Annotated in this window: 33 protein-coding genes and 1 pseudogene; 6 read left to right on the plus strand and 28 right to left on the minus strand. The window is 70.7% G+C overall.

Annotated elements, in window-relative coordinates:
• Nucleotides 1-362: 362 nt before the first annotated feature.
• Both SCATT_RS10345 and SCATT_RS10350 read left to right on the plus strand, forming a co-directional pair.
• Entirely contained in the window at nt 363-833 is a 471-nt protein-coding gene (locus SCATT_RS10345; protein WP_014142964.1) for a hypothetical protein, read from the plus strand.
• Nucleotides 834-932: 99 nt separating this feature from the next.
• The gene (locus tag SCATT_RS10350) at nt 933-1,379 is read left to right on the plus strand and encodes a hypothetical protein (RefSeq protein ID WP_014142965.1); all 447 of its coding nucleotides are present in this window, start codon (nt 933-935) and stop codon (nt 1,377-1,379) included.
• A gap of 215 nt (nt 1,380-1,594) precedes the next feature.
• Here the strand turns inward: SCATT_RS10350 and SCATT_RS10355 are convergent, their stop codons facing one another.
• From SCATT_RS10355 to SCATT_RS10385, 7 genes are all read right to left on the minus strand, one after another.
• Nucleotides 1,595-2,323, minus strand: a complete 729-nt coding sequence (locus SCATT_RS10355) for a phytanoyl-CoA dioxygenase family protein (protein ID WP_014142966.1) — start codon at nt 2,321-2,323, stop codon at nt 1,595-1,597.
• Complete coding sequence (locus SCATT_RS10360) at nt 2,299-3,204, minus strand: nucleotidyltransferase family protein (protein WP_014142967.1); 906 nt, start codon at nt 3,202-3,204, stop codon at nt 2,299-2,301. Before SCATT_RS10360 ends, SCATT_RS10355 begins: the two co-directional genes overlap by 25 nt.
• A 63-nt stretch (nt 3,205-3,267) precedes the next feature.
• Nucleotides 3,268-3,804 carry an NUDIX hydrolase gene (locus SCATT_RS10365; RefSeq protein ID WP_014142968.1) on the minus strand — a complete coding sequence of 179 codons (537 nt, stop codon included), beginning with the start codon at nt 3,802-3,804 and terminating at the stop codon, nt 3,268-3,270.
• Between the two features lie 63 nt (nt 3,805-3,867).
• Nucleotides 3,868-4,167 carry a hypothetical protein gene (locus SCATT_RS10370; protein ID WP_014142969.1) on the minus strand — a complete coding sequence of 100 codons (300 nt, stop codon included), beginning with the start codon at nt 4,165-4,167 and terminating at the stop codon, nt 3,868-3,870.
• Between the two features lie 169 nt (nt 4,168-4,336).
• Nucleotides 4,337-5,251 carry an exonuclease/endonuclease/phosphatase family protein gene (locus SCATT_RS10375; protein WP_014142970.1) on the minus strand — a complete coding sequence of 305 codons (915 nt, stop codon included), beginning with the start codon at nt 5,249-5,251 and terminating at the stop codon, nt 4,337-4,339.
• Nucleotides 5,252-5,280: 29 nt separating this feature from the next.
• Nucleotides 5,281-5,772, minus strand: a complete 492-nt coding sequence (locus SCATT_RS10380; protein ID WP_041824614.1) for a GntR family transcriptional regulator — start codon at nt 5,770-5,772, stop codon at nt 5,281-5,283.
• 200 nt (nt 5,773-5,972) lie between these two features.
• Nucleotides 5,973-6,212, minus strand: a complete 240-nt coding sequence (locus SCATT_RS10385) for a hypothetical protein (protein WP_014142972.1) — start codon at nt 6,210-6,212, stop codon at nt 5,973-5,975.
• A 108-nt stretch (nt 6,213-6,320) separates the two neighbouring features.
• On the opposite strand from SCATT_RS10385, the gene SCATT_RS10390 reads away from it, so the two are divergent.
• Nucleotides 6,321-7,085: a GntR family transcriptional regulator gene (locus SCATT_RS10390; RefSeq protein WP_014142973.1), complete on the plus strand. Its 765-nt coding sequence runs from the start codon at nt 6,321-6,323 to the stop codon at nt 7,083-7,085.
• A gap of 227 nt (nt 7,086-7,312) precedes the next feature.
• Here the strand turns inward: SCATT_RS10390 and SCATT_RS10395 are convergent, their stop codons facing one another.
• Entirely contained in the window at nt 7,313-7,531 is a 219-nt protein-coding gene (locus SCATT_RS10395) for a hypothetical protein (protein WP_014142974.1), read from the minus strand.
• Entirely contained in the window at nt 7,528-7,680 is a 153-nt protein-coding gene (locus tag SCATT_RS38520) for a hypothetical protein (RefSeq protein ID WP_157894823.1), read from the minus strand. The genes SCATT_RS10395 and SCATT_RS38520 overlap by 4 nt, the downstream gene beginning before the upstream one ends.
• Before the next feature lie 149 nt (nt 7,681-7,829).
• Here SCATT_RS38520 and SCATT_RS40725 point away from each other — a divergent pair.
• The 3 genes and pseudogenes from SCATT_RS40725 to SCATT_RS36250 form a co-directional block, all read left to right on the plus strand.
• Nucleotides 7,830-8,003, plus strand: a pseudogene (locus SCATT_RS40725) (helix-turn-helix domain-containing protein); the annotation flags it as partial.
• 108 nt (nt 8,004-8,111) lie between these two features.
• Nucleotides 8,112-9,101 carry an XRE family transcriptional regulator gene (locus SCATT_RS10400; RefSeq protein WP_231905062.1) on the plus strand — a complete coding sequence of 330 codons (990 nt, stop codon included), beginning with the start codon at nt 8,112-8,114 and terminating at the stop codon, nt 9,099-9,101.
• 191 nt (nt 9,102-9,292) lie between these two features.
• Nucleotides 9,293-10,039 (plus strand): GIY-YIG nuclease family protein, encoded by a 747-nt coding sequence (locus SCATT_RS36250; protein ID WP_014142976.1) that lies wholly within the window; start codon nt 9,293-9,295, stop codon nt 10,037-10,039.
• A gap of 78 nt (nt 10,040-10,117) precedes the next feature.
• Here SCATT_RS36250 and SCATT_RS10410 read toward each other — a convergent pair whose 3' ends face one another.
• From SCATT_RS10410 to SCATT_RS10495, 19 genes are all read right to left on the minus strand, one after another.
• Entirely contained in the window at nt 10,118-10,456 is a 339-nt protein-coding gene (locus SCATT_RS10410) for a hypothetical protein (RefSeq protein WP_014142977.1), read from the minus strand.
• On the minus strand, nt 10,453-10,740 hold the full coding sequence (locus tag SCATT_RS10415; RefSeq protein ID WP_014142978.1) for a holin: 288 nt from the start codon (nt 10,738-10,740) through the stop codon (nt 10,453-10,455). Before SCATT_RS10415 ends, SCATT_RS10410 begins: the two co-directional genes overlap by 4 nt.
• On the minus strand, nt 10,740-11,621 hold the full coding sequence (locus SCATT_RS10420; RefSeq protein WP_014627628.1) for a glycoside hydrolase domain-containing protein: 882 nt from the start codon (nt 11,619-11,621) through the stop codon (nt 10,740-10,742). The genes SCATT_RS10415 and SCATT_RS10420 overlap by 1 nt, the downstream gene beginning before the upstream one ends.
• Nucleotides 11,618-11,779 carry a hypothetical protein gene (locus SCATT_RS38525; RefSeq protein WP_014627627.1) on the minus strand — a complete coding sequence of 54 codons (162 nt, stop codon included), beginning with the start codon at nt 11,777-11,779 and terminating at the stop codon, nt 11,618-11,620. The genes SCATT_RS10420 and SCATT_RS38525 overlap by 4 nt, the downstream gene beginning before the upstream one ends.
• Nucleotides 11,779-12,225 (minus strand): hypothetical protein, encoded by a 447-nt coding sequence (locus tag SCATT_RS10425; protein ID WP_014142979.1) that lies wholly within the window; start codon nt 12,223-12,225, stop codon nt 11,779-11,781. The genes SCATT_RS38525 and SCATT_RS10425 overlap by 1 nt, the downstream gene beginning before the upstream one ends.
• A 61-nt stretch (nt 12,226-12,286) precedes the next feature.
• Entirely contained in the window at nt 12,287-12,535 is a 249-nt protein-coding gene (locus tag SCATT_RS10430) for a hypothetical protein (protein ID WP_014142980.1), read from the minus strand.
• Nucleotides 12,536-12,547: 12 nt separating this feature from the next.
• Nucleotides 12,548-13,081 (minus strand): hypothetical protein, encoded by a 534-nt coding sequence (locus SCATT_RS10435; RefSeq protein ID WP_014142981.1) that lies wholly within the window; start codon nt 13,079-13,081, stop codon nt 12,548-12,550.
• Between the two features lie 15 nt (nt 13,082-13,096).
• Nucleotides 13,097-16,027 carry a LamG domain-containing protein gene (locus SCATT_RS10440; protein ID WP_014142982.1) on the minus strand — a complete coding sequence of 977 codons (2,931 nt, stop codon included), beginning with the start codon at nt 16,025-16,027 and terminating at the stop codon, nt 13,097-13,099.
• Between the two features lie 18 nt (nt 16,028-16,045).
• Nucleotides 16,046-18,631, minus strand: a complete 2,586-nt coding sequence (locus tag SCATT_RS10445; protein ID WP_014142983.1) for a phage tail tape measure protein — start codon at nt 18,629-18,631, stop codon at nt 16,046-16,048.
• Nucleotides 18,632-18,656: 25 nt separating this feature from the next.
• A complete protein-coding gene (locus SCATT_RS10450) occupies nt 18,657-19,127 on the minus strand; it encodes a hypothetical protein (protein ID WP_014142984.1) in 471 nt (156 codons plus the stop codon).
• A complete protein-coding gene (locus tag SCATT_RS10455; RefSeq protein WP_014142985.1) occupies nt 19,120-19,320 on the minus strand; it encodes a hypothetical protein in 201 nt (66 codons plus the stop codon). The genes SCATT_RS10450 and SCATT_RS10455 overlap by 8 nt, the downstream gene beginning before the upstream one ends.
• 2 nt (nt 19,321-19,322) lie before the next feature.
• On the minus strand, nt 19,323-19,769 hold the full coding sequence (locus SCATT_RS10460; protein WP_014142986.1) for a hypothetical protein: 447 nt from the start codon (nt 19,767-19,769) through the stop codon (nt 19,323-19,325).
• A complete protein-coding gene (locus SCATT_RS10465; RefSeq protein ID WP_014142987.1) occupies nt 19,766-20,728 on the minus strand; it encodes a phage tail tube protein in 963 nt (320 codons plus the stop codon). Before SCATT_RS10465 ends, SCATT_RS10460 begins: the two co-directional genes overlap by 4 nt.
• Nucleotides 20,715-20,903, minus strand: coding sequence for a hypothetical protein (locus tag SCATT_RS10470; protein WP_014142988.1), 189 nt, complete (start codon nt 20,901-20,903; stop codon nt 20,715-20,717). The genes SCATT_RS10465 and SCATT_RS10470 overlap by 14 nt, the downstream gene beginning before the upstream one ends.
• Nucleotides 20,904-20,913: 10 nt before the next feature.
• Entirely contained in the window at nt 20,914-21,396 is a 483-nt protein-coding gene (locus tag SCATT_RS10475) for a hypothetical protein (RefSeq protein ID WP_014142989.1), read from the minus strand.
• Entirely contained in the window at nt 21,396-22,295 is a 900-nt protein-coding gene (locus tag SCATT_RS10480) for a hypothetical protein (RefSeq protein ID WP_014142990.1), read from the minus strand. The genes SCATT_RS10475 and SCATT_RS10480 overlap by 1 nt, the downstream gene beginning before the upstream one ends.
• Before the next feature lie 9 nt (nt 22,296-22,304).
• On the minus strand, nt 22,305-22,721 hold the full coding sequence (locus SCATT_RS10485) for a hypothetical protein (RefSeq protein ID WP_231905063.1): 417 nt from the start codon (nt 22,719-22,721) through the stop codon (nt 22,305-22,307).
• Between the two features lie 186 nt (nt 22,722-22,907).
• On the minus strand, nt 22,908-23,225 hold the full coding sequence (locus tag SCATT_RS10490; protein ID WP_014142992.1) for a hypothetical protein: 318 nt from the start codon (nt 23,223-23,225) through the stop codon (nt 22,908-22,910).
• Between the two features lie 16 nt (nt 23,226-23,241).
• Nucleotides 23,242-23,577 carry a hypothetical protein gene (locus SCATT_RS10495; protein ID WP_014142993.1) on the minus strand — a complete coding sequence of 112 codons (336 nt, stop codon included), beginning with the start codon at nt 23,575-23,577 and terminating at the stop codon, nt 23,242-23,244.
• Nucleotides 23,578-23,605 lie beyond the last annotated feature (28 nt).

Below are 23,605 nucleotides of genomic sequence, written 5' to 3' on the forward strand. Positions count from 1 at the left end.
GCCGTGCAGGACCTCGGCGTCCGGGTGCCGCCTGTAGACGTGCTGATCGCGTACCACTACCACGGCTGCGTGGTCCGTGTCGCCGACCGCAGCAGCGCCCACCGCCCCGCCGTCGAGGACGCGTTCCGCGCCGCGTTCGAGGCAGCCGGGTGGGGAGTTGGCCGTGCACGCCGGCAGCGGCCTGACCATGCAGCACCCAGGCGAGCGCACCCGGCTGTCGTACGACGGCGGTCGCGCGTAAGGGAAACCCCAGGCTCAACACACATGCGTGACGGGCCGCCCAGTGCGAACTGGTGTCTTCTCTCCGGCAGTTCTCGCATTCGCCACCCGAGCCGTGCTGGCACGCAGCTACGCTCACCGGCATGGTGATGCCCAATTCCCGGGTCATGATCGGCGCAGCTCAGGCGGCGTGGGACCAGGTGAGCGGTCTTCGCTCGGTAGACGATCCGAGCGGGGCGCATGAGGTGCCGGAGCTGAGCGAGCGCATCGCGGCGGCCACGGCAGGCGGCGCACTGCAACAGATCGGCGCCGGCCAGCCCGGCGGTGAACAGTTCAGCGAGCGGTTCATCGAGACGTTGATGCGCAAGATCGTTCAGCGGTGGGACGCGATTGTGGAGGCATCCGACCTGCCGATGGTGCGCCAGGTCGTGACGTGCGCTTTCGCGGGACACAACGCGGTGGCCTGGCGGGGTCAGGCCGGGCCGGTCCCCGATAGCGAGATGTGGGCGATGACGTGCGCGCTCACGGAGATCGCTGGCTTCGTGGACCGGGTGGACGGGCCGGGAGCGTGTGAGCGGGTGCTGCTGGACGGGCTCGCCAGCGGCCTCGAATGAACCGGCCCCTCTATCGGGCCACGCCCGAGGCACCCCCTCAGCCAACCCCGCACGGCGCCCCCGTGCCGCCACCCGGCCCGACTCCCGCAGGAGCCCCTGATGACCACCACCCCGACCCGGCCCGACATCGACACCGCCCTGGCCGGCCTCCGCACCGAACTCGGCCGCACCGACACCAAGGCGGGCTTGCTGCTCGCCCTCACCGGAGCCGCCCTGGCCGCCCTCGTCCCGGCCGCGGCCACCACGCACCTGCACACGCCGGCCCTGGCCACCGGCAGCGCAGCCGCCGCCGCGCTCCTGGCCGCCACCGCGCGCCTGCTCCTCGCGGTGCGCCCGAACTTGGCCGGCCCCGGCTGGCCCACCTGGCCGCCCCTGGCGGACGCTGAACTCGGCCGCCGCGTCGCCGCCGGGCCGCCGCTGGCCGAGGTGCGCGTCCTCGCTGCCACCGCCACCGCGAAAATGCGTCATATCCGCAGCGCCGTGCACTGGATCCTGGCCAGCCTGACCCTGCTCGCCACCACCGCTGTCCTCACCGCCGCGTCCTGACCGGCCGCCGGGTCGGACTTTCGACCGCGCCGACGCCGCGCGCCTGCTGTCGCTGCACGGCACGGCCCTGGCTGCCGGGGACGAGCAGGTGCTCGGCCTGACCGCCGATCTGCGCACGACGGTCTGACCAGCCGCACGGCGGAGACCTCGCGGCCCCCGCGTCCCACCGGGGCCGCCCGGTGCAGCGGCCCCGCGACCGGGGCCGCTGCGTGATGTCAGTTCGGCTGGTCGTTGCCCCGGTACAGGTGCGTGCCGGCCACGACGATCTGCCGGTCCAGGTCAGGATGGGCGTCCAGTTCATCGGCTGCGCGGTACCCGAGGACCACGCTGGTGCGGGTGGTGGAGCCGGTGTTGGGACCGGCGGTGTGGAAGGCGGTGCCGTCGAAGATGAAGATGCCGCCGGCGGGGACGGGCACGGGGACGGCCTGGTCGGTGAGGTCGGCGAGTTCGGGGTGCTCGTCCATCCAGGTGCCGCCGCCGTCGGGCTGGGGGACGCCGACGTAGGGGGCGCGGTGCGATCCGGGGACGATCCACGTGCAGCCGGTCTGCACGGTGGCCTCCTCCAGGTAGACGACGGCGGTGAGCAGGCCGCGGGTGGGCTGGAGGATGTCGCGGTGCAGCCGGTCCTTCTGGGCGCCGGGGGCGTTCAGGGAGCCCTGGTTGTGCCTGTTGAGGACGTAGACGAGGTTGGGGCCGAGGAGCGTGGTCAGCGGTCCGGTGAGGGCGGGGTGGGCGACGAGGCGGTGCATCAGGGCCGGGTCGTGCTGGTAGAGGCGGTAGACCTTGGTCTGCCCGGCGGGCAGGCGGGCGGCGCGGGCGCGGACCATCTCGGCGACGTCGTCGAGGAGGTCGCGGGGCAGGCCGGGGTCGGGCAGGCGCAGGTAGCCGAGGTCGCGGTAGTGGCGGGCCTGTTGCTCGGTCAGTGCTGGGTGGTGGGTGAGCACGGCTGGTCTCCGTTCGAGGTGCGGCCGAAAGCGGTCAGGCGGTCGGGGGTGCCGAGGTCGGGGGCCGGGGTGCGGATGTCGTAGGCGCCGACGGGATGGCCCTGGCTGATCGCCCAGGGCATGAACTGCCGGTACAGGTCCGCCTCGGCGGGGCGGGCGAGACGCCGCGCGTACTCCTCGAACTGGGCCCGGAACAGGGTGGGGGTGAGGATGACGGCGCCGGTGCTGGTGGCCTGCCGTAGGCCCTGGCGGCTGTGTGCGGGCAGCGTGGCGTCCACGCCCTCCAGCGCGTGGACGACGAACTCGCCGTCGGGGTCGAGGAAGAGCCGGCCGGCGTTCTGCGCGGAGTGGCCGGGAGCGGTGGTCACGGTCCACGTCACCGCTGCCCGGCGGGAGCGGTGCTCGGCGACGGCGGAGGGCAGCAGGGCGGTGGGGAAGAGGGTGTCTGCGGGCACTACTACCCCGACCGGGGTATCGGGCAGGTCGGCCAGGGCCGCGTAGGCGGCGCCGGCGGTTCCGAGCGGATGGTCCTCGCGGTGAAGGGTCAGCTGCACCTGCCGGGCCGAGTGGGTGAGGGCGTATGCCTCGACGGCGTCGGATCCGGTGGCGGGGTCGGTGCTGGTGAGTACGGCGATGCGGCGGAACCCGATGGTGGCGAGCTGGGCGAGGGCGTGGCCGAGCATCGGGGTGCGGCCTGTGGAGGTGTCGATGGGCACCAGCACCTTCGGGGTGCGGTGCAGTTCCGGGTCGGCCCCGGTGCGCAGCCGGGTGCCCCGGCCGCCGGCCAGGACCAGGGCGACGGCGCGCTCGGGGAGGGAGACGAGGGTGCTGGTGTAGTACCGGGTGGTGTCGGTGGTGTCGGTGGTGCTCCGTTCGGTCACGGGATCCTCCCGGGTGGCGGGCGGGCATGGGTGCCGGGCCCCGGCCCGCCCGCCGTCTCCCGGTTACAGGAGCTTCAGCAGGTCCAGGGCGAGGTAGGCCGCGGCGGTGTCGGTCATTTCCCCCGTGCGGAGTACGCGGGTGCGGAACTCCTCCAGGGTGAGGGTGACGACGTCGATGAACTCGGTGCGTTCTGGCGCCGGTTCGGTGGTCTTGATGCAATCAGTGGCGACGAAGGCGTACTTCTGGACGGTGGAGTAGGCGTCGTGCCAGTACGCCCCCGCCGGCCGGACTTTGCCGGAGTAGCCGGTCTCCTCCAGCAACTCCCGCGCGATGGCGTCCACCGCCTGCTCCCCGGGTTCGACGTAGCCGCCCGGGAGTTCGTACAGCACCCGGTCGGGGCCGGGCCGGTACTGGCGGGCGAGGATGACGCGCTGGTCGGGGGTGAGGGCGAGCACCGCGCCGGCCGGGCGCTCGCGCTTGAGGTAGAACTCCTCCTTCCTGCCGTCGGGCAGTTCGAAGCCGACGCGGTCAACGGCGCGGCCGAACTTGGTGAATACGGTGCTGCGTTCGATTTCGCGCCACGGTGTGGTGTCGGTCATGGCCGGGACTGTACGCCCCGACCGACGAGCGTCTTGCGGAGCGGCCGGGCAGGGCCGCCTCGGTCACCGCGCCTCTCCCCGGCGCCGGCCTGTGGCCCGGCGGTCGACCAGGGCGACGTAGCGCGGTGGCAGCGTCGTCGGGACCGGGACCGGGTTGCCGTCGCGGTCGGCCGGCAGGGTGTGCGCGCCGGTGGGGTGGCTGCTCAGCGGGATGATGCCGTGCTCGGCCATGTGCCCGGTGCAGGCGCGTATCGGCCGCGGCGGTCCGGTGCTGGCGTCGTGGACGCCCACCAGCACCAGTTCTTGGCCCGGGCGGGCCGGGGCCGGGCCGGCGGTGGCGGCGCACCAGGTGCAGAAGTCCATCGGGCATCTCCGTGGTCGGGGTTGGCCCCGCCCGTACGCTCCGGGGGTGCGTCGTGCGGGCGGGGCCGGCGCGGCGCCGGGAGCAGACGCCGCGGGTTTCGGGGGCCGCCTTCGCTCCGTGACCGCCCCGGGCCGGGGCAAAGGCGGGTCAACCGGCCGGCGGGGGCGCTCACCCGACGTCGAGTACGGGCCCGGCCAGGACGGCGATCAGTTCGGAGAGGCGTGCGCGCGCCACCACGATGTGGTGGTCGGATACTTCGGATGCGTCCACCACGTCGCAGCGTGTCCACACGCTCCGCAGGGGGCTGCTGGCCATGATCCAGTCCACCCGGGTTTTCGGGCCGTGGCTGCTGCTGGCGTTCATCGTCGCGCCGACGCGACGGCCCGAGCGTGCCGCGCACAGGCGGGCGACGTCGTCCAGCCCCGCCGTGACCAGACGGTCGTGCGGCTCCTGGTCGGGGCGCAGGCCGCCGAGCGCGGACCGGCGGCTGCGGTGTGCCCGGTGCGGCCGGTCCCGGACCTCATCCATGGGAGGCAGCGGCAGGTCGCCGGTGGCCAGTGCGCTGCCGCTGGGGTAGGAGTTGGCGTCCACTCCGAGCACCATCAGCCCCCGCCGGACCGACCCGTCCGGCATCGTGATCCGCTTCTTGTCGTTGAAGGTGGTCACCAGCCCGGCCTCGATCAGCCGCAGCTCCGGCGAGCAGTAGCTCAGGTGGCCTGCCACCAGGATTAGCGGCATCGACTCCGGGCCGGCCGCCCGCAGTTGCGCTGTCACCGCGGTGGGCGGCATGGTCATCAGCGGGTGCGGGGTGGGCCACTGCTCGACGGTCGTGAACACTCCGCCCCTGACGAACAGGCCCGTACAACTGCGCTCGCCGAGGAACGCGTCCATCTGCAACGCCTCGGCGGCCTCATTCAGCATCGCCCGGCCGTTCGCTCCGGCGCCGTTCATCTCCTGCCGGAACAGCACATCCGGCTTGATCTCGTTGATCAACTCGTAGGCGCGTTCTCGGCGTTTGCGGTCGCCGAAGCCGTTCTGCTCGAAATTGAACGAGGCGAAAACGATTTCGTTCTGTGAATCCATCACGATTTCTCTATTCGGTATGGTCCGGCTTAGGTGGCCGGTCGGCGTCCGGCTGCGGCGGGGGCAGGCCGGGCGGGCGGTGCGCCCGCGACGCACCAGCGCGTCCCGGACCGGGTCAACAGCCCCTCTTCCTCCAGATGGAGCAGCCCGGTCCTGACGGTCTGGTAGTGGGCCCCCAGCTCTGCGGCCAGCGCCCGGGCCGGGGGGATGCAGTCACCCGGCCGGTAGCGGCCGGCCGTGATGCGTTCCCGCACGACCGTTGCCGTCCGCACCCACTTCAGGTGCGGGCACTCGGCCCGCCGCCACGTGCGGCCCTGCTGCTTGGGCCGCACTCCGACACCGGGCCGCATTTCAAGGACACCCTGCTGCCGCAGGATCAAGACGGCCTCTTGGACAACCCATTCGCTTTCCCTGAACCGCACTTGCATGGACGTCCGGTTCAGGACGGCACCGACAGGCCAACTGCCGTCCTGAACCACCCGGCGGATGTGTTCGACCAGCCGGTCAATTCGCTCGGACATCACTCGTCTTTCGCATACTCGGCGCTGCTGAAAAGGTGCTGCCTTATGGCAGCGGGCAGGGATGAGGGCGGGCCGGCCGCCGCGTGCCCGAGCGCGGCGGCCGGGGTGCCCGGTGGGCACCGCTTCCTCCCAGGAGGTAGTCCCGGGGGCCACCGCGCACGGTCGCGGACAGCCCTCGCAGGACCGGGAAGAAGCCCCGGTCACGGGTGCCTCGTGATCTCGGCCCAGACGATCGACCCGGCCCTCGTCAGGGAGTGCCCGAAGCGGTCGGCGACGCCCAGGGTCTTCCGGATCGGGGACAGCGTCTCCGGTGTGATCTCGCCCGGCAGGGTCACCTCGATGCGGATCGCCTCGGCGCTCGCGGTGATCTCCGGCACCCGGCCGGTGGCGTCGGCCAGGGCGTCGCGGACCGTGCGAGCACGGGCATCGGGTGAGCGCACGGGTATCCCCAGGTGAGTAGGCGATCACGTAAAGTGAGGCTGCTTAAGCAGCTTCCACCTGATGCAGTAGCTTGTCAACGTCGAGACCACCACCGGCCGGAGACCCAGATGGCACGCGAGGCCCCATACCTCGAAGTGGCCGACGACCTGCGCCGCCGCATCAAGGCTGGCGAGTGGGCCGTGGGCGAGAAGCTGCCGAGCCGCGCTCAGCTGGCTGACGAATACGGCGTCGGCCGCAACGTCACCCAGCGAGCCGTCGACAGGTTGATCATTGAGGGGCTGCTGGAAGGCCGGGCCGGATCCGGCACCTACGTACGCCGACCGCGCGAGCGCATGCGCATGGTCCGCTCCCGCCACCGCGAGCGCCGCGGCGGCTCCCCGTTCCGCGCGGACATGCGCGAGCACGGCAAGCGCGGAAGCTGGGAAGCCCACAGCGCCGCGCGAACTCCTGCTCCGGAGCGCATCGCGGCCCGGCTCGCCATCGCGCCCGGCGACCTCACGGTGCACACCGCCTACGAGTTCCTGGCCGACGGCCAGCCCGTACAGCTCTCGGAGAGCTGGGAGCCGATGGCGATCACCGACGGCACGCCGATCGTGCTCCCCGAACTGGGCCCGCTCGCCGGGGCCGGCGTGGTCGAGCGCATGCGCACGATCGGGGTCATCATCGAGACCGCGGTCGAGGTGCCCAGGCCCGGCCGCGCGACGCAGCGCGAGGCGAACCTGCTCGGCATCGCACCGGGCGATCTGGTGATGCATATCGAGCGCACGTACTACGACACCGACGGCCGGCCGGTCGAGACAGCAGACATCACCGTGCCGGACGTGCGCTGGGAGGTCGCGTACGAGATCGGGATAGAAGCCGACCGCGACTGACGCCCCCGGAGGGCCCCGGTCGCAGGAGGTCTCGTCCTCACACCCCGGGACCCGCCCGTCCCGGCCGCGCCGCGCGGCGTCCGGCGCGATGGGCGCCGGCTCCGCGGCCCAGGCGCGCAGGGCCTCGGCGACACGGCGCACGAGCGCCAGGTCGGGCAGGACCGCCTTGGGCACCGGGGCGGTGCGGGCGGTGAGCGTGCCGCCGGGCATGCGCTGCTGACGGCCGGTCACCGCGCACCCCCGCGGACCGGTGTGAGCGCCGGCTGCACCTGGTGGATGTCGGCGCTCCACTCTGTCCCGCCCCCGATGGGCCGCAGGTACACCACGTCCGGCGGCCCGGGGAGCACGTACGGCTCACCGATCCCCGCGACGGTGCCGTGCCGGCCGGTGGCCGGGTCGTAGACCGGCACGCCCTGGCGGATCCACGGCGGCGTTCCCGCGCTCACCGCAGGGCCCCGTGCCGGGCGGCGTTCACCGGCATCTGCGACGGCCGGTGCGCGACGTGCGCGGGCGTGCCCGAGGGCGGCGGCTTCTCTTCCTCGTTCGTGCCGGAGTTCTCCGGGGCGGGGGTGGTGGCAGCGTGCTCGGTCGTCATGGCCGCTCCCGTGGGCCTGCTCGACGGTTACTGACACGACCTAGTGAACGCTTCGTCACTGGGGGTACGGATCTGCCTGACGATCTGCCATGCTGGCCCACAACTGTCAGATTGACATGGGGGGTTGAGCTGTGGTTCACAGCCCTCGGGTGAACGCCGGGTTGCTGATCAAATCCGCCCGCAAGGCCAAAGGGCTCACCCAGAAACAGCTCGCTGACCAGCTCAATGACGTCTCCGGGTGGCAGACGTGCACGGTCAATCACGTCTACCGGTGGGAGACCGGGCGCCGCAGTCCCCGCGAGTGGATGCCACACCTGATGACCGTGCTGGGACTACGGCTCGAACAGGGGAACACGTCGACGGCATGCACACTGGTGCACGGAAGCGCAACGCCGGGCATCATCAATCCACCCCCCAGTTCGGAGGACGACGTGGACCGACGCGAATTCACAGGCGCCACCCTCGGCGCGCTCGCTGCCGTGCCCCTTGCAGCCGCGGCCGGCCAAGCGGCGCCGCCCGGGCGCCGGTACGGCGTCGCCGACGTCGACCGCGCCCGACGCCAGCTTTCGGATCTGCGGCGCCTCGACGACTACACCGGAGGCGCCAGCACCTACCCCATCGCTCTGCGCGAGATGACCCGCGTCGACGAGATGCTGCGGGGCTCGTACAGCGACCGCGTAGGCACCGACCTCCTCTCCGTCCTCGCCGAGTTCGGCCAGTTCACGGCCTGGACGGCGTTCGACGCGGGGAAGCTGGAGGATGCCCGGCGCCACGCGCTGCGGGCGACGGCGGCGGCGAACCAGGCCGGGAACCGGCTCCTGGCCGCCTCCACTCTCTCCGAGCTGGCGTACATCACGGCCAGCAGTTCCACGCCGGGTGAGTCCGTCGCGATGGCCCGCGCGTCGTGGGCGAACGCCCCGCGCGACGCGCTGCCCGCGGCCCGCGTGGTGCTCGCCGACCGCATGGCGTTCGCGTGCGCGCGCACCGGCGACGCACGAGGCGTCGACCACGCCATCAGCCTGGCCGAGGATGCACACGACCATCGCGATGATCACGCCGAGCCGGAGCCGGACTGGCTGTACTGGATCAACCGCGACGAGAGCCGCATCATGGTCGGCCGCTGCTGGGCGGAGCTGCACCGGCCTGTTCAGGCCATCCCCGTGCTGGAGACGGTCACCGCACCGTACGACGACACCCACGCCCGCGAGGTCGCCATGCTGGAGTGCTGGCTGGCCGACTCCTACCTGGACGCCGGCGAGATCGACCGGGCCGCCGCCTCGACTTCCCGCGCGGTCGAACTCGCCGAGCGCACCGCCTCTCCGCGAACCGACCGCTGGGTCAACGGTCTGCTCCAGCGTCTGGCCGGCCACCGGGACGTCGCCCCCGTCCGGGAGGTGCTGGAGCGCACGGCCACCATCTGAGCAACAGCCGATCAGCGGCCCAGAGTAGGCTGACCGCTGCACGGCCCCCGCACCCACCCGCGGGGGCCGTCGCCTTTCCGGCCGGCTGGGCCGGGCGTCCTACACTCGGGCTTTCTGGTGGGGCACCGGGGCGATGAAGCCGATGTAATCCGAATGCCACGTATGTCAGTGCCTGGCGTCACGATGCGCCCATGACCGAACGAGGACCAGGAAGCACGGGGCGCGCCAACCTATGGCAGGAGATCAACGAGCGCCGCACAGCCTTGTACCGCTTTTACGGCGCTGATCGGCAGTTGCTTTACGTCGGAATCACCTGCAACGTCGAAGAGCGCTTCAAAGACCACGCACGAGACAAGAGGAAACCCTGGTGGCCGGAGGTCGCCGAGCACACGATCGAGTGGTTCGAAGACCGAGCGAAGGCGGCGCATGCCGAGACCCACGCCATCGTGACTGAAGTTCCGCAGTACAACATCGCCCATAGTGGGACGCACTATCGAATCAACTATAAGTTCAGTTGGCTGCAACGCCAACTGAATGAAGAAGAGAAACACATTCGGACTCCTCGGCATACCCCGCGATCCAAACGTGGCCAGAAAGCTCTCGCGGAGGCTCTAGAGCGGCAACAGATTGTCGACGAACACCGACCTGGCGCTCCGTTGAAATGGGACGGAAGAAACCTAACTTCCTACAGCCACAGACGCGATGGCGCCCCTCGCGATATTCGACAATACATGCAATGGTTTCGCGAACGGGACAGATACACCGTGATCTATACCGAACGATGGTCCGGATGCGGGTCATGGCCTGCCGAAGCTCTATGGTTGGAAACGCGACGAAGACAAGGAGAATGCCCCATCTGCGTGGGCGAGCAGGCTCCATGTCAAGTCATTCGCAGGATCGTCGAACGGTACAAGAACCAGCCGTATTTCCCGTTGTGAACGGGCAGCGACCGGCCGCCATCAACAGAGGAACAGGAAATGCCCCCGCCCGGTCCCGGAGGACCAGACGGGGGCGAATCAGGGCTCGTCAGGCGCGATGCGGGCGGTGCGCTGATCAACGCGGTCGACGGCGTCCCGAAGGCTGCTGCCGGAGTTCGGCCGGACCTCGTGCACGACCAGGCCGACGCGGTGTTCGATCCGGTCCAGCCGCTCCATGACGCCCGGCCGGGCGGGGACGCCCGGGCGCGGCGGAACGCCCTGCCAGTCGTCGATGAAGTCGTCGACCCGGTGCACGGTGCGCCGCACCGCGCGGACGACGCGCCACAGCAGCGCCAGGCCGCCGGCGATCGCCACGGCCGCAGCGCACCAGATCCCCGCGGCGTCCACGGCCGGGACACCCGTCGGCGGTTCGTTCACCCAGCCGCCTCCGGACCAGACGGCGCAGCCCGGATCGCCTCCGGACCGGCGGCGGCCCCCGACGGCGGGGCCGGCGGCAGCAGTGATGCGGTCCCGCTCGGTCCGAGCCCGAGCGCCAGCGCGCTCTTGATCACCGCGAACGCGGCCGGCAGCGCAGCCACCGCGGCGGCCCGCAGCGCGCCGAGCGACATCAGCCCGGTCGCGTCGGCCAGCAGCAGTCCGCAGACGGCCTGGACGTAGGTGGCGACGGTCCGCTCGCCGAGATCCAGCCAACGACGGTTCATCAGGCGCCTACCTTCTTGGCGATCGCGGCCAGCGTCGTCGCGAGCTTGTCCACCTTCTGCGACAGCTCGGCGACCTCGGCCCGGGTCGCCAGCGCGGCGGCGTTCGTCGCCCGCTCGTGCTCGCCGAGGCTGTGAGCGGCGCCGTCGACCAGCGACGGGATGGAGCGTTCGACGACGGCCTTGTGGATGTCGCCGACCTTTGCCCACAGGTCGGGGCCGGTGGAGGGGTTCTTGTAGGCGTTGACCGCGAGGGCGATCTTGTTGATGTCGTCGGTGGTGAGAGGCATGTCGTCCTCCGGGGATAGGCCGGGCATCCACTGCCCGAAGTCGCTGGTCATGGCGGTGTCGCGGTCGCATTCGACGCCGCCGATGGTCACCGTGTCGATGGGCTGCTGGATGTGGGCCCGCGGGTCCCACTGGCCGCCAGACCACGCCGACGCCTGCCAGGCCCAGCGGGCGGCGCCGCGGTCGAGGGCCCGCTTCACCGTGTAGTAGCCGCCGTACACACCCACCCGCGCCGCGCCGAGGACGGACGCAGCACCGAACAAGTAGGCGTTCACCGGGCCCTGCTGCTCGGGCGTGACGTCGAAGTCGGCGGCGAAGTAGATCGGCCGGTCCTCCGGCATGCCGCACTCTCTCGCCTGAGCCAGGGCAGCCTTGGCGTCGGCGATGCCGCCCGGGCGGCCGGAGAGCATGCGGTCGGCGGTGGTCTCCCACACCACACCGACCCAGATGCCCTCGGCAGCCAGGGACTTGGCCTCGGCCAGGGTGAGGTTCTTCGTCGGGTCGGCGGACAGGTACCGCATGGCGAAGCGAACGCCGGCGGCCCGTAGTTGTGCTGGGGCCGGGTGGCTCCAGGGGTAGTCGACTCCGGACGTCACGGCGAGCCCTCCTCGATGAGCTGTTGAACGGCGCGTTGCTGCTCGTGCAGGTGTCGCTTCACGCGGCGGTGGTGGAGCGCGGCGAGCGGCACCCACAGCACGTTCGCGGCCAAGTTCGGCCAGATCTGGAGCCAGGCCCACCACAGCCACCCAGCCATCAGCTGATCAGCCCCGGGACGTACAGCTGCGCCGTCCAGTCCGCATGGCTCGCGGTGTGGGCGCCGCCGTGCCCGCGGTGGTGGAAAGCGCACAGCCAGCGGAACTCACCCGGCGAACTCTCCAGCCACGCGGCGATCTCGTCCGGGGACGCGTCGGCGGCGATCTCCGGGAAGTCGCGGTGCAGAGCGCGCGGATCGGCGGCGTTGGCGACTGCGAACTCCAGCACGGCGTGATGCAGCTCCAGCAGCCCGGGCGAGCACGCGGCGGCGCCGGCGCGCTCGCCGACGTAGCAGGCTGCGGTGTCCTTGGTGTGGCGCCGGTACGCCTCGAACGCCGCGTAGTGCGGATCCGACTCACGCGGGGCGTGCTCGGGGAAGTGCATGGTGTACCGGTGTGTCTCCGCCTGGGCGTGAGCGGCCACCGGGGCCTGGTCGTGGGCGGGCATCGGGCCTCCGGGCATGAAGAAGGCCCCGGGGCACCGGGGCCGGGCTGAGCGAGTGCCTCGTTCAGCTGAAGACGGGCGGCGTGACGGTGAAATCGGCCGTCGAGGCCGTGTTGGCGGCCTGGAGCTTGGTGACGTTGATGCTCAGCGGCGTCTCCCCGGCGGGCCAGGACACGCCCTTGATGGCGGCGGTGAGCGCAAGGACGAAGGCGTCGTTGGCGCCGTTCTGCGCGGTGAAATTGAGCATGCCGCCGTCGGCCGGACCGGCGCTGATGCTGATCTGGTAGGTGGTGCTGTCGTTGGTCTGCGACATGAAGTGGCCCCATCAGGCGTGGAGGAACCGCAGTTTGAGCGTGGCGGCCCCGTTGCTGGTAGACACGGTCCCGAGCCCGGCCCCGGAGGACTGGTAGCCCACCAGGCCGATGCTCTGGTTCTGGGTGAGGGACAAGATGCCGCCGCAGATCGCCGAGACGTTCCCGCCGCCGGTCTGCGCCCACCGCTCGGTGTAGGTAATGGCGCCCAGGCCGACCAGGTCGGTGGTCACCCACGCGGCCCGGTTGCCGGCCGTCGCGCTGTTGAAGTGGACCACGCCCTCGACGTCGTACCAGCCGGACACCGGCACGACCCAGGCATGCGTGCTGGAGTTGAAGCCGCCGTAGGGGTCGAAGGAGGCCCCGGACAGGTTGACCAGAGTGTTCGTACCCGAGTTGATCGTCTGCGTGGCGCTGGCGTACAGGAACGCCGACGGTGGGTTGAGCAGAAACGTCAGCGGGTTGTAGACCTGCTGGGTCAGGTACGCCTGCGAGATGGCGAAGCCGGCCTGCGGGGTCGTGAGCTGAGGGAGAGGCTGGTTGGTCATCGGCGTCCTTGCTGATCAGAAACTGACCAGCGGGCTGGTGCCGCCGGTCTGGGACGAGCCGTCGAAGCAAGTGGGGTAGCGTCCGACCGGCGGGATGGCGAGGTTGCCGGGGTTGATGTCGCACAGGTAGTCGCCTGCGCTGTGGGGCTGGGTGGTGGCCGCGGTGAAGGTGATCTGCACCGTGCTGTAGCCGACGGCCACCGCCTGCACCGACTGGATGGTGACCGTCTCGGCGTTCGCCGTCCCGTAGCCCAGGGTCATCTGGTAGCCGGTGCCGGACGGGATGACGTACTGCGCGGCAATCGCGGCGTTCCCGCTGACCGGTCCGAGGGTGACCGTGGTGACGCCGGCTGCAACGCCGGCGGTGAGCGTCGCCCAGGCGGCGGAGATCACTCCGTACCGGTACTGGCTGGCCGGGGACATCTGAAGGTGCAGCTTGAGGTTGGCGCCGGTGTCGTCGCCGGACCATGCGACCTGCTCAAGGAAACAGTCGAGCGTCTTCGACGGAGCCAGCGCCGGACGCCGGTTGACCCTGACCATGTCGCCGAAGTTCAGCGTCGACAGGGCCGTCAGCACACTCGGGTTGGCCGCGAGGTCGATCGTCAGGCCCTGGAGCCGGGTGTGCGGGTCCTTGTACTGGCTGAGCAGGTACTGGGCGACCGCCATCCCGTTGGAGACGAAGTTGGGGGTGATGGTCCGCTGGAGACTCTGGGGGAAGTACGCGGCCTGGCTGGTCGCGTCGGACACCTCCTGGAGGGCGTTGGTGTTCGTCAGGTCCACCGACCCGTCGCAGGTGATCTGGATGTCGTTGTACAGGTGGGCGGGGTCCTGCTCGAACTCGACGTCGTCGAGGTAGGGGATCTCGCCGGCCGCCGTGTGCTCGCCGAAGGTGACGACGGGCTGGCTCTGGATCCACCGCCACAGTTGCCCGTACAGGACGGGCACGCCGGCGCGGTTGACGGTGAACTGGCCGACCTCGGTGTCGGCGCACTCCTGGATCACGTCCAGCGGTGAGCGGCCCTGGAAGCTGGTGCCGCCCAGGATGGCCTCGGCGGCGATGTAGGCGGAGTTGTAGACGGCGCCGGAGTGGAAGTTGGCCAGGGTGAGGACCCTGTTGAGCCTGGTTCCGTTGTTGTCGCCGGCCCAGCCGTTGGCGAACCCCAGGCACAGGTCGCCGCGCTGGGACTGGGTCAGTTCGGCGTTCCACTGGGCGACCCAGGCCAGGTCGCCCGCGAAGGGCTGGGTGTTGACGTTGCTGTCGGCGAGGAAGGTGCCGATGGCGTCGTGGTCGTAGGTGGTGGAGTGCATGTCCGACGTGGCCGTGTTGTGCCAGGTGATGTAGGAGTCGACCGCCACGGTCAGAGTCTTGCCGTCGGCACTGAGGCTGACGACGGCGCAGTGCCAGTTGCCGTCGCACACGAACTGCTGCGTGTTGGTGGTGGCGAGGCTGCTGCCGGTGCTGTTCTGCACATTTACGCCGACGTTGCCGGTGCTGTTGATGAAGCAGTAGACGCCGGACTTGTCGCCGGTGCCGGAGTAGAAGCCGGGCCCAGCGGCGCACCACAGGCTGGTGGCCGAGTAGGTGCCGCCGGTACCGGGGGTCACGGTGGTGCGGAAACAGATCATGCGCGTCCAGCCGCCGGAGGTGGGCAGCATGACCGTGCCGCCGCTGGGGGTACGCGGCTGGAGGTAGCTGGCGCCGGACGCGGAGCCGCCGCTGCTGGCCTGGGAGTTCGACAGGGTGATCACCGGGCCGGGCGTGTTCCACAGGGTGCCGACGCTGGAGGTGCTGGTGATCGACGTGCCGGTGGCGATGTTCGAGCCGACGATGTCCAGCACCGCGGCCGAGCCGCCCAGGTCCGGGAACGCCTTGCCTCCGGAGATGTCGGGGCTGGCGGTGGTGCTGGCCAGGTCGAACCAGTACTGCGGCGTGATCTGGCTGGCCACCCAGGCGGGCATGGCGTAGCCGAGGGTGAGCTGGGACAGCGGAGCCAGCGCGTCGACCGCTGTTACCTGGACGACGCCGTATTTACCGTTCTGCTCGTACTTCTGCGGCCACCGCTCGACGAATCCCTGCCACACCGAGGTGAACGGCCCGGGGTCGGCCCAAGGGGTGGGTGCGGCGGCCTGTTCCAGCTGCCAGCCGGTGACCTGAACGGTGGTGGCCGCCGTGGTGGCCGCGGTCGTGACCAGGGACACGATGGCGAACGCCGCGGTGGCCTGGGCGGCGCCGGAGACCGTGATCCGGGACCAGGAGGTCGTGACGGTCGCCGAGGCCGAGCTGGAGGTGAGCGCGTTGCCGTTCAGGTCGTAGAAGGCGATCTGCTGCTGGACGCCCAGGGACGACATGCCGCCGGCGGCCAGGGAGATGTCCACCCCGGCCGAGTACGCGGCACCCGGGGTGACGGTGACGGCCCACGAGGCGGTGGTCGCCCAGGACTGGGTGGCCCCGGCCAGCCCGAAAGCTGCCCCGGACGCAGCACCGTTGGGCACGGCCCAGGTGAGCGCCGTCGTCAGGCCCGACGGGGATGCGGCCAGGCCGGTGGTCATGCCGATCGTGCCGGTGCTCGCGGCCACAGCTCCGGTGCTGGTGCCGGTGGCGATGCCCTGGTAGAGCAGGTTGCGAGTCGGGCTGGTCTGGAGGACCAGCCGGCACCGCCGGTAGGGCACCACGTAGGGGTAGAAGAAACTCGACGTGTTGTCCGGGTCGAAGGCCCCGTCCACGTTGTCGAGGGAGAAGGACATCTGCCCGGACTGGACGGCATCGAGCTCGTACTGGCGCCCCGCCAGCTCGGCCTTCCACGAGCCACGCAGGCGGCTGCTCACGGTGTACCAGTGGTTCGGTGCCGTGCTGTTGCCGCCGGCGGTCCAGGCGATCTGGAGGATCACCCGCGGCCACGACGAGATCAGCGGGCCGTCGAGGGCGTACCCGGCCGGGGTTGTCACACAGTCCTCCGATGCTGGTCAGCCGCGGGCCAGGCTGAGGCCGTTGGTCAAGTTCCGGCGCTCGTACTGCATCGCCTTGCGCTGCATCTGCTTGTAGAGCACATCCGAGTCGAGCTGGACGATGGTGGTCACCTCGGCCACGGCCGGCTGACCGCCGTACCCAGCCGCCGCGTACCCGGCGGCCGGACCGCCCACCGCGGTGCCGATGCTGACGGTCTGCGCGGACAGACTGCCCGCCAGCGCGCCGACGGCCATGTGAGCCAGGTGCGCGTTGTCGGTGACGCCCTTGGCGATGCCCTCGGGGATCGCGGTGCCGACGTGGTCGGCGAACGCCCGGCTCGGCGAGTTGATGCCCAGGAAGCTCTTCGCGGCATCCAGGGCGTCCGAGGCGAGGTTCTTCAGGCTGTCGAAGAGCGCGCCGGCCGCGTTCTCCACGCCGTGGATGATGCCCCACACGATGTTGGAGCCGATGTCCCAGAAGCGCCCGATCCACCCGGATACCGCGTTCCACGCGCCCCGGATGCCGGTGCCGAGGGCGCTGCCGATCCGGCCGACGATGCTGGTGATCGTGTGCCACGCGTGCGTGATCGGGTCGATCATCGCCGACTTGATGCCGTCCCAGACCACTCCCGCGACGCGCTCGATGCCGTGCCAGGCGGTCGCCAGCCACCCGGACACCGTGTGCCAGATCGACACCAGCGCGTGCCAGACGTCCTCGATCGGCTGGACGATCGCAACACGGATACCGGTCCAGATCACGCCCGCGACCGTTTTGATCACGGCCCAGGCGCCCCGGAAGAAGGCGAGCAGCCCGTTCCAGACCGTGTGGGCGAACGCCTCGATCTGCTTGTGGAAGTGGTTCCAGATGGCGAGGATCAGCGCGATCGGTGGCGCGAAGATCACCAGCAGCAGCGGCCACCATCGCTTGAAGAAGCCCACGATGGCGTTCCACACCGTGGTGGTGACGGACTCGACCCAGCGCCAGGCCCGGACGATCGGGTCCGCCACCGCGTGCCAGGCCGACGACAGGAAGTTGGCGACCGCGTGCCACGCCGTGGACACCGCGCCGGCCACCGTGTGCCACACGGACACCGTTACTGAGGCCACCGTGTGCCACGCGGTCGCCAGCGCGTGACCGACCGTCTCCGCGATCGACTTGATCTCGTTCCAGACCTGGCGCCAGTGCAGCGCCAGCATCACGATCGCGGTCACCAGCGCCACGATTCCGACGATGATCCACACAACCGGGTTGGCCAGGGCGGCAGCCGTGAAGGTCCACATCGCCACCGCTGCTGCCGCCAATGCGACGACGAGCGCGCCCCCGATGACGATCGCCAGGCCCTTGGCCACCGTCGTGTGCCGCGTCAGCCAGCCCACCACCTGGGCGAACACGCCCATGAGCCTGGTGGCCACAGGAAGGAGGGCCTGGCCGATCTGGATGGTCAGCGCCTGCAATCCGGCCTTGGCCTCGGCGAGCTTCTGGTTCAGGGTCTTCTGAACGTCGGCCCAGCCCTCGATGTTCTTCCCGCCGGCCTTGACGTGCTCGGCGATGCCCTCGGTGTTCTTCTGGAAGTCCTTCATGTGCGGCCCGGTGAGCTCCAGCGCCGCCTGCATCGATTTCGTGCCGCCGACCATCGTGGCCAGCGCGCCGATGTACGTCTGCTGGGCCGGGGGCAGGTTCGCCAACGCCTTCTGGAAGGTGTTGGACTGCTTCGCGGCCTTGGCCAGGTGCTCGATCAGCACAGTGCCGGCGGGGCCCATCTTCCGCTGGATCGCGTCGGTGAGCATGGTCAGTGTCGAGGCCAGGCCGTGACTGCCCAGGTTCTGGCCCACCTTGACCGCGCTCAGGCCCAGCGACTGCATCTCCTGGGCAGCCCTGCCGGAGGGGTTGGACAGGGCGCCGATGGTCTGCCGCAGGTAGGTCGCCGCGACGGCGGCCGGGGTGCCCTGCGCGGTCATCGTCGCCATCGCGCCGAGCACTTCGTTCAGACCCACGTGCGCGGCGGCGGCGGTAGGCAGGATGTTCGCCATGGAACCGGCCAGCGCTTCCATGTTGGTCTTGCCCTCGGCCTCGGTACCGATCAGCGCGTTCGTCACGGCCGCGGCCTGCCCGGCGCCCATCTTGTAGGCGTTCATCGCGGTCGTGACGGCGTCGGTGACCGTTCCCAGGTCGGCCGCGCCAACCTTCGCGCCCATCGCGCTGTTCCGCAGCACGTTGAGGGCGTCCGCACCGTGGTAGCCGGCGGACTCCACGGTGTACAGACCGGTGGTCAGCTGCTGGGTGGACATCCCGACCTGCCCGGCCATCGCCAGGATGCCGTCGGAGACCATCTTCATGTTCCCGGCCGTCTCGCCGGCGCCGGTCCTCACCCGGGTCATCTGGGTCTGGAAGTCCGCCGCCATCTTCACCGCGCCGATGGCGGCCCCGGCCGCGGCCATGCCGATACCGGCGATGGCCGCCGACCCGAGTCGGCCGAACTTGGTGAAGCTGGTCTCGCCCTCGGCCGCGGTCGTGCCCAGCTCGGCCTTGACGTCCCGCATCGCCGTCTTGACACCGGTCGACCGGCCGAGGAACTCGATGAAGACGGGGGGCAGTCCGCCCACGGGCCACCCCCTCGGTATGCAGTTGTCAGGTCTTGGTGGCCCGGCCCCAGGCCGCCTCCCACATCTCCGGCATCCGCGGCTCTGCCTTCTTGATGCCGGGCGCCACGTATGGGTAGCGGCCTTCGGCGCGCTTCTTGTAGAGGTTGCGGACGCCGCCGCCGACCCCGACGCCGCCCTGGTAGCCCTCGGCGGTCCTCTTCGGCTTCCGCACCCCGCCGACGCCCTTGGAGAGCTTCCCGGTCAGCCGGCCGGGCCCGCCGCTCTTGGTGACGTGCGGCGGGTTCAGGTTGAGGCTGACGCTCTCACCGGTCCGGGCCGAACGGCCACGGTGATCCCACCGCGGCCGGCCACGCATCCCCGAGCGGATCATCTTCTTCGCCAGGTTCTGGCTCGCCTTCAGCGCTGCCACGGTGGCGGTGTCGACGTCACGGGACATGCGGTCCAGCGCGGCCTGGACCTCGCGCCACCCCTCGATCCGGACCTCGACGTCACCCACTGGCCGCCTCCCGCTCCTTGTTCGCGCGGGCCTCGGCGACCGCGTTGTCCACCGCGAGGATCCAGTCGAGGCGTTCGGCCGGCAGATCCATCCACGTGTCCGGCGGCCCCACCACCTGGCACAGCCGCCAGTCCCGGTACGCCTCCATCGGCAACTGGTGCGCCGGGTACTCGAAGCGGCCCTCCAGCGCCACTCTCAGGCGGTAGAGGGCACGGTAGGGCTGTCCTCCGCCTGCGACGCGGAGAAGTCCGGGCCGCCGTCGAGAGCGCCGGCCGCGCACAGCGCCTTGAGCCGGTCGTAGGTCGGGCCCGGCAGGTCCAGCAGCGCATCCGCGGTTACCTCGGGCCCGTACGACCAGCCGGCGACCCGGGCCAGGATCGCGCGGTCGTTCAGCTCGTCGAGCAGCCCCGCGGACTCGTCGCCCATCTGCGCGGCCACCTGCGCGGCTGCAGCCTCGTCCATCTCCCGTACGGCCTGGGCGCCTTTGGCCTGCGCGGCCTTGACGACCTCGGCGAACGCCGGGTCCTTCGCGAGCTTCATCTGGATCGCGCGGATCGGCCGCCGCAGCCGTTCCGAGATGTCGGCCGGGTCGCGCAGGTCGGCCCAGCCGCCGTCGGGCAGGTTCTCACGCTTGATCGTCACTTGTACGTCCCGGAGGGCATCGCGTTGGTCAGGGTGGCCTTGATCGGGCTGTAGCCGCCCGAGGCGCCGATGTCGCTGGTGTTGGCGTAGGTCTTCACCGTCACCGGAAGCTCGATGTAGTCCTTGCCGTAGTTCGGGGTGCCCTCGGAGTACACCGCGGTCGAGCAGTGCAGCTCCAGGCCGGTCGCGGTCGCCCCGGTGCCGGCGGTGAACGAGGTGTCCAGGGCCTGCGGGGTGGAGTTCTGGAAGATCTGCCGCTGGCTGGTGTCCTCCATGACCAGCGTCAGCTTGCCCTCGACGGCGACGTCGCCGGACCAGATGCGGTACGGGTTTTGCGAGCCGTTGGCGCCCCGGATCGCAGTCACGGTCCGCTTGATGGTCAGCTCGCCGTCGATCACGAAGGTCTGCACACCGGCGATCTTCGTGATCGTCGTCCAGTTCGCGACCGGCTTCACCGCGGTGTTGGAGACGGTCGGCGTGGCGCCGGGGACGTAGGTCCAGCCCGTCGCCTTGGCGCTGTACTCGAACAGCCCGTCCGCGTTCCACTTGAACTGCAACTCCGACAGCTGCTCGCCCGGGTACTGCCAGGTCCCCAACGGGTCGAAGATCGTGTACGTCTGGCCGGGCGGTTGGGTGTCGCCGGTGTTGAGCACGCTGAACGTGGTCGTGTACGGGGCCGAGGCGCCGGTGACTGCGACGTCGGGCAGCAGCGAGGCCAGCGGGAAGCCGATGCTGTCGGCGAACACGTCGCCGCCGAAGTCCAGCGTCGAGCCCTTCTGGCCCTGGACGATGCCGAAACTTTCGACGGCGGCGGCGCGCTGGCCCTTGTCGTCGATCAGCGTGATCTCGTCCTTGGGCGTCAGCGTCTTCCACGGGATCCACATCGTGGGCGCCGCGGCGGTGCCGGGTGTGGCCTCCTTCGCCACGCCGAACGCCGCGAGATGGCTAGGCTTCGGCATCGCCGACCTCCTTCTCCGGCGCGACGCCGGCCTTCTTCGTGGTCTTCACCGGCGCGGCCTGCCAGCGGCCGTCGTCCGGGTCCTCTTCGAGGTCGTAGGCGCGGCCCGGCTCCGGAGTGAGGCCGAGCCGCGGGTAGTACCGGCCCTCGTCGCCGGTGTACGTGAAAGCGGGCATGCCGCACTCCTCACAGGGTCTTCAGGCACTCGATGGCGATTTCGATGACGCAGTGGCGCCCCTTGTGCTCGTCGTCCCACCGCACTTCGTGGGTGACCCCGCCAGGGCGCCCCCGGTCGACCGCGCCGCCGAGCGACGGATCGGAGCGGACGACCGCCACCACCAGGTCGGCGAGCGAACGAGCCCGGGAGAAGACACCGGCCGGGTCGTCGCCGCCGCGATACACGTCGACCGTGATCGTGATGGTGTAGGTCTCCAGCAGCCAGTGCGAGCCGCCGGAGCCGACTGTCGCCTCGGGGCTGTAGGTCTGGTGGACGTCGCCGATCGAGATGATGTCGTCCGGCTGGTACGGGCCCGGCTCGTCGAGGCACACCAGCAGCTCGGAGGATGGCGAGGCCGGGTCGGCGGTCGTGTTCGCCTGGATCTGGGCGAGCAGGTAGGCGCGGGCCGCCGGGATCGACGAGGCCGGGATCTGGCCGACGGGCGTGGTCATCAGGCGATCCCCGGCGGACGGCGGTACGGCGCCCACAGCTCGACCACCCGGTCCGGGAGCGCGAACCCGGTCGGTACGGCGGTGTCGCCCTCCATCGCCGAGCCGCCGAACTTCGGCCGACCGCCCTGCTGGGTCATCTGCCACATGTGCCGGATCAGCTCCAGCGCGCCGAGCCGCACGGTGTACGGCACGCTGCCGGGCCGGCCGGCGGTGTACACGATCTTGACGTTCTTCGCACCGATCGCGAACATCGCGGCCTGGCCGCCGAAGGTGCGCCTGGTGATCTGGCCCGTGCTGTAGTCGACCGTGTAGGCGAAGGCGTTCATCTGGCTGCCGAGCTGCTGCTCGGTGAGTGGGAAGGCCGACAGGCCGTAATACTCGGTGGCCGACTGGATCGAGGCGAGCGGTAGCCAGTCCGGGACGATGGTGTTCACGCCACCGTCGAAGAACTGCGTGTGCTGCTCGGGCAACCAGGGTCCGCAGACGTCCCGGGCCTGGTCGGCGGCCATCAGGATGTAGCCCTGCAACTCGTCGTCCTGGGCCTGCGAGTTGAGGGGCATGTTCAGGTGCTTCTTTACCGACTCCAGGTCAACGAGCTGCTCGACGCCCATCGGCCGCACCGTGAACTGCCCCTCGGACGCCCAGCCAACGCCGGTCCCGGTCGCCGTCCACCGGTACAGCCAGATCCCGGCGGTGGCCACCGAAGGAACCACGGCCGCGTAGGTGCCGCCACCGGTCGACGACACGGCGGGCATCGTCACGGCCCCGGTCGGGTCCGTCACGGTGAGGGTAACCGTCAGGGTGCCGGTGGCCGCGCTGCCGGTGTCGTCCAGCACCGGGCCGGGCGTGGTCACGCCGACGTCCTGGCCGACGTAGTACAGCGTCTGGGTCTGCGCCATCGGCCCTCCTCAGCGGTAGCGGCGGTGCCGGCGGTGATGCGCGCCGCGGCGGTGGTGATGCGCCGCGCGGCGGTGGGCATGGTGCACGATGCGGTGCTGGTGATGCGCCAGGTGGTGGGCGGCCCGGCGGTGTAGCGCGTGGTGGTGGGCCGAGCGGTGGTGCCGGACGGCGTGCAGGTGGTGCTGGCGGTGCGTCCGCAGCGTGTGCCGGTGCGCGGCGCGGTGGCGGTGGCGCATCAGCCGCCGCGCGTGGTGCGTGGCGTGCCGCGGGTGGCCCGGGTGGTGCCGTACCGCGTGGAAGCCGCCATGCAGCCGGTGATGGACCGTGCGGAAGCCGTGCGCTCGGCGCCGCCGGTAGGTCGTCTTGCGGGCGTGCTTCAGGTGCCGGGCGTGCTTGAGGTGCTTGCCCTTCGGGTGGTGCTTCACGTGCGTGAGGTGGTGCCCGTGCACGTGGTGGTGCCGGGTGTGGTGGGCCTTCTTGTGGTGGTGGTTGTGCGCAGCGCGGCGGCGGAGCGTGTGCGCGTGCGCGGCGCCATGGTGAGACCGGCGGCGGTGGGCCCGATGCTGCGACCGAACCCTCCGCAGGTGCCGCGCGAGCTCCCCGGCCACGGGCTACTTCGCGGCCGGCGGGGTGGCAGTCTGCGGCGCGCCCGCAGTCTTGGCGGTCCGCTTGAAGTCGCCGAGGACTTCGTCCAGCCGCCGGCCCACCGCGTGGATGTCGGCGACGGCCGTGGTAGGCACTTCCTCGCCGTTCGAGGTCGTGATGGTCTTCGGGTCGACCAGGCCGCGCAGTTCGGCGATCGCCTTGCGGGCCTCGGGTGCGATGGCCTCCAGCTCGGCGCGGACCTGCTGCTCCAGGTCCTTCGCGCCGGTACGGACCGCGGTCTCCAGCTCGTCGAGCAGGCCCCGGGCGTAGTTGATCGGGTTCATGGGTGTGTGCCCTTTCTCAGGTAGCGGCGAGCACGGAGAACGTGAAGCTCGGCGTCGTGCCGGTGATCGCCCAGTTGAGCTGCATGTACAGGCCCTTGGCCTGCACCTGCTTGACGACGGTCCCGGCCGCGGTGATCGCCGCGAAGCTGTCCGGGCTGCCGTCCGGGGCACCGAAGTTGACACCGTCGTCGGACCAGGTGACCGACAGGGTCATCGACGGAGTGGTGCCCGACACCGCGGACACGTTGACCTCCAGGTCGACGACGGACGCGCCTGACAGCGGCAGCGCCCCGGAGTTCCCGGATGCGGTGCGCGCGACGGACGGAACGAGGGTGAACGGACCAGAGACCACAGCCGCTCCTTCGGGGGAAGCGTGGCGG

The organism is Streptantibioticus cattleyicolor NRRL 8057 = DSM 46488, from assembly GCF_000240165.1.
GTDB classification, from domain to species: domain Bacteria; phylum Actinomycetota; class Actinomycetes; order Streptomycetales; family Streptomycetaceae; genus Streptantibioticus; species Streptantibioticus cattleyicolor.

Bases quoted from the DNA above. Each gene is read 5' to 3' on its own strand.
- SCATT_RS10490 (WP_014142992.1), bottom strand. From the start codon at position 23,225: ATGAACCCGATCAACTACGCCCGGGGCCTGCTCGACGAGCTGGAGACC.
- SCATT_RS10470 (WP_014142988.1), bottom strand. From the start codon at position 20,903: ATGCCCGCTTTCACGTACACCGGCGACGAGGGCCGGTACTACCCGCGG.
- SCATT_RS38520 (WP_157894823.1), bottom strand. From the start codon at position 7,680: ATGACGACCGAGCACGCTGCCACCACCCCCGCCCCGGAGAACTCCGGC.
- SCATT_RS10375 (WP_014142970.1), bottom strand. From the start codon at position 5,251: ATGGATTCACAGAACGAAATCGTTTTCGCCTCGTTCAATTTCGAGCAG.
- SCATT_RS10480 (WP_014142990.1), bottom strand. From the start codon at position 22,295: ATGGCGCAGACCCAGACGCTGTACTACGTCGGCCAGGACGTCGGCGTG.
- SCATT_RS10380 (WP_041824614.1), bottom strand. From the start codon at position 5,772: ATGTCCGAGCGAATTGACCGGCTGGTCGAACACATCCGCCGGGTGGTT.
- SCATT_RS10370 (WP_014142969.1), bottom strand. From the start codon at position 4,167: ATGGACTTCTGCACCTGGTGCGCCGCCACCGCCGGCCCGGCCCCGGCC.
- SCATT_RS10430 (WP_014142980.1), bottom strand. From the start codon at position 12,535: ATGTCGCAGACCAACGACAGCACCACCTACCAGATCAGCATCAGCGCC.
- SCATT_RS10475 (WP_014142989.1), bottom strand. From the start codon at position 21,396: ATGACCACGCCCGTCGGCCAGATCCCGGCCTCGTCGATCCCGGCGGCC.
- SCATT_RS10390 (WP_014142973.1), top strand. From the start codon at position 6,321: ATGGCACGCGAGGCCCCATACCTCGAAGTGGCCGACGACCTGCGCCGC.
- SCATT_RS10365 (WP_014142968.1), bottom strand. From the start codon at position 3,804: ATGACCGACACCACACCGTGGCGCGAAATCGAACGCAGCACCGTATTC.
- SCATT_RS10425 (WP_014142979.1), bottom strand. From the start codon at position 12,225: ATGCCCGCCCACGACCAGGCCCCGGTGGCCGCTCACGCCCAGGCGGAG.
- SCATT_RS38525 (WP_014627627.1), bottom strand. From the start codon at position 11,779: ATGGCTGGGTGGCTGTGGTGGGCCTGGCTCCAGATCTGGCCGAACTTG.
- SCATT_RS10350 (WP_014142965.1), top strand. From the start codon at position 933: ATGACCACCACCCCGACCCGGCCCGACATCGACACCGCCCTGGCCGGC.
- SCATT_RS10345 (WP_014142964.1), top strand. From the start codon at position 363: ATGGTGATGCCCAATTCCCGGGTCATGATCGGCGCAGCTCAGGCGGCG.
- SCATT_RS10465 (WP_014142987.1), bottom strand. From the start codon at position 20,728: ATGCCGAAGCCTAGCCATCTCGCGGCGTTCGGCGTGGCGAAGGAGGCC.
- SCATT_RS10415 (WP_014142978.1), bottom strand. From the start codon at position 10,740: ATGAACCGTCGTTGGCTGGATCTCGGCGAGCGGACCGTCGCCACCTAC.
- SCATT_RS36250 (WP_014142976.1), top strand. From the start codon at position 9,293: ATGACCGAACGAGGACCAGGAAGCACGGGGCGCGCCAACCTATGGCAG.
- SCATT_RS10435 (WP_014142981.1), bottom strand. From the start codon at position 13,081: ATGACCAACCAGCCTCTCCCTCAGCTCACGACCCCGCAGGCCGGCTTC.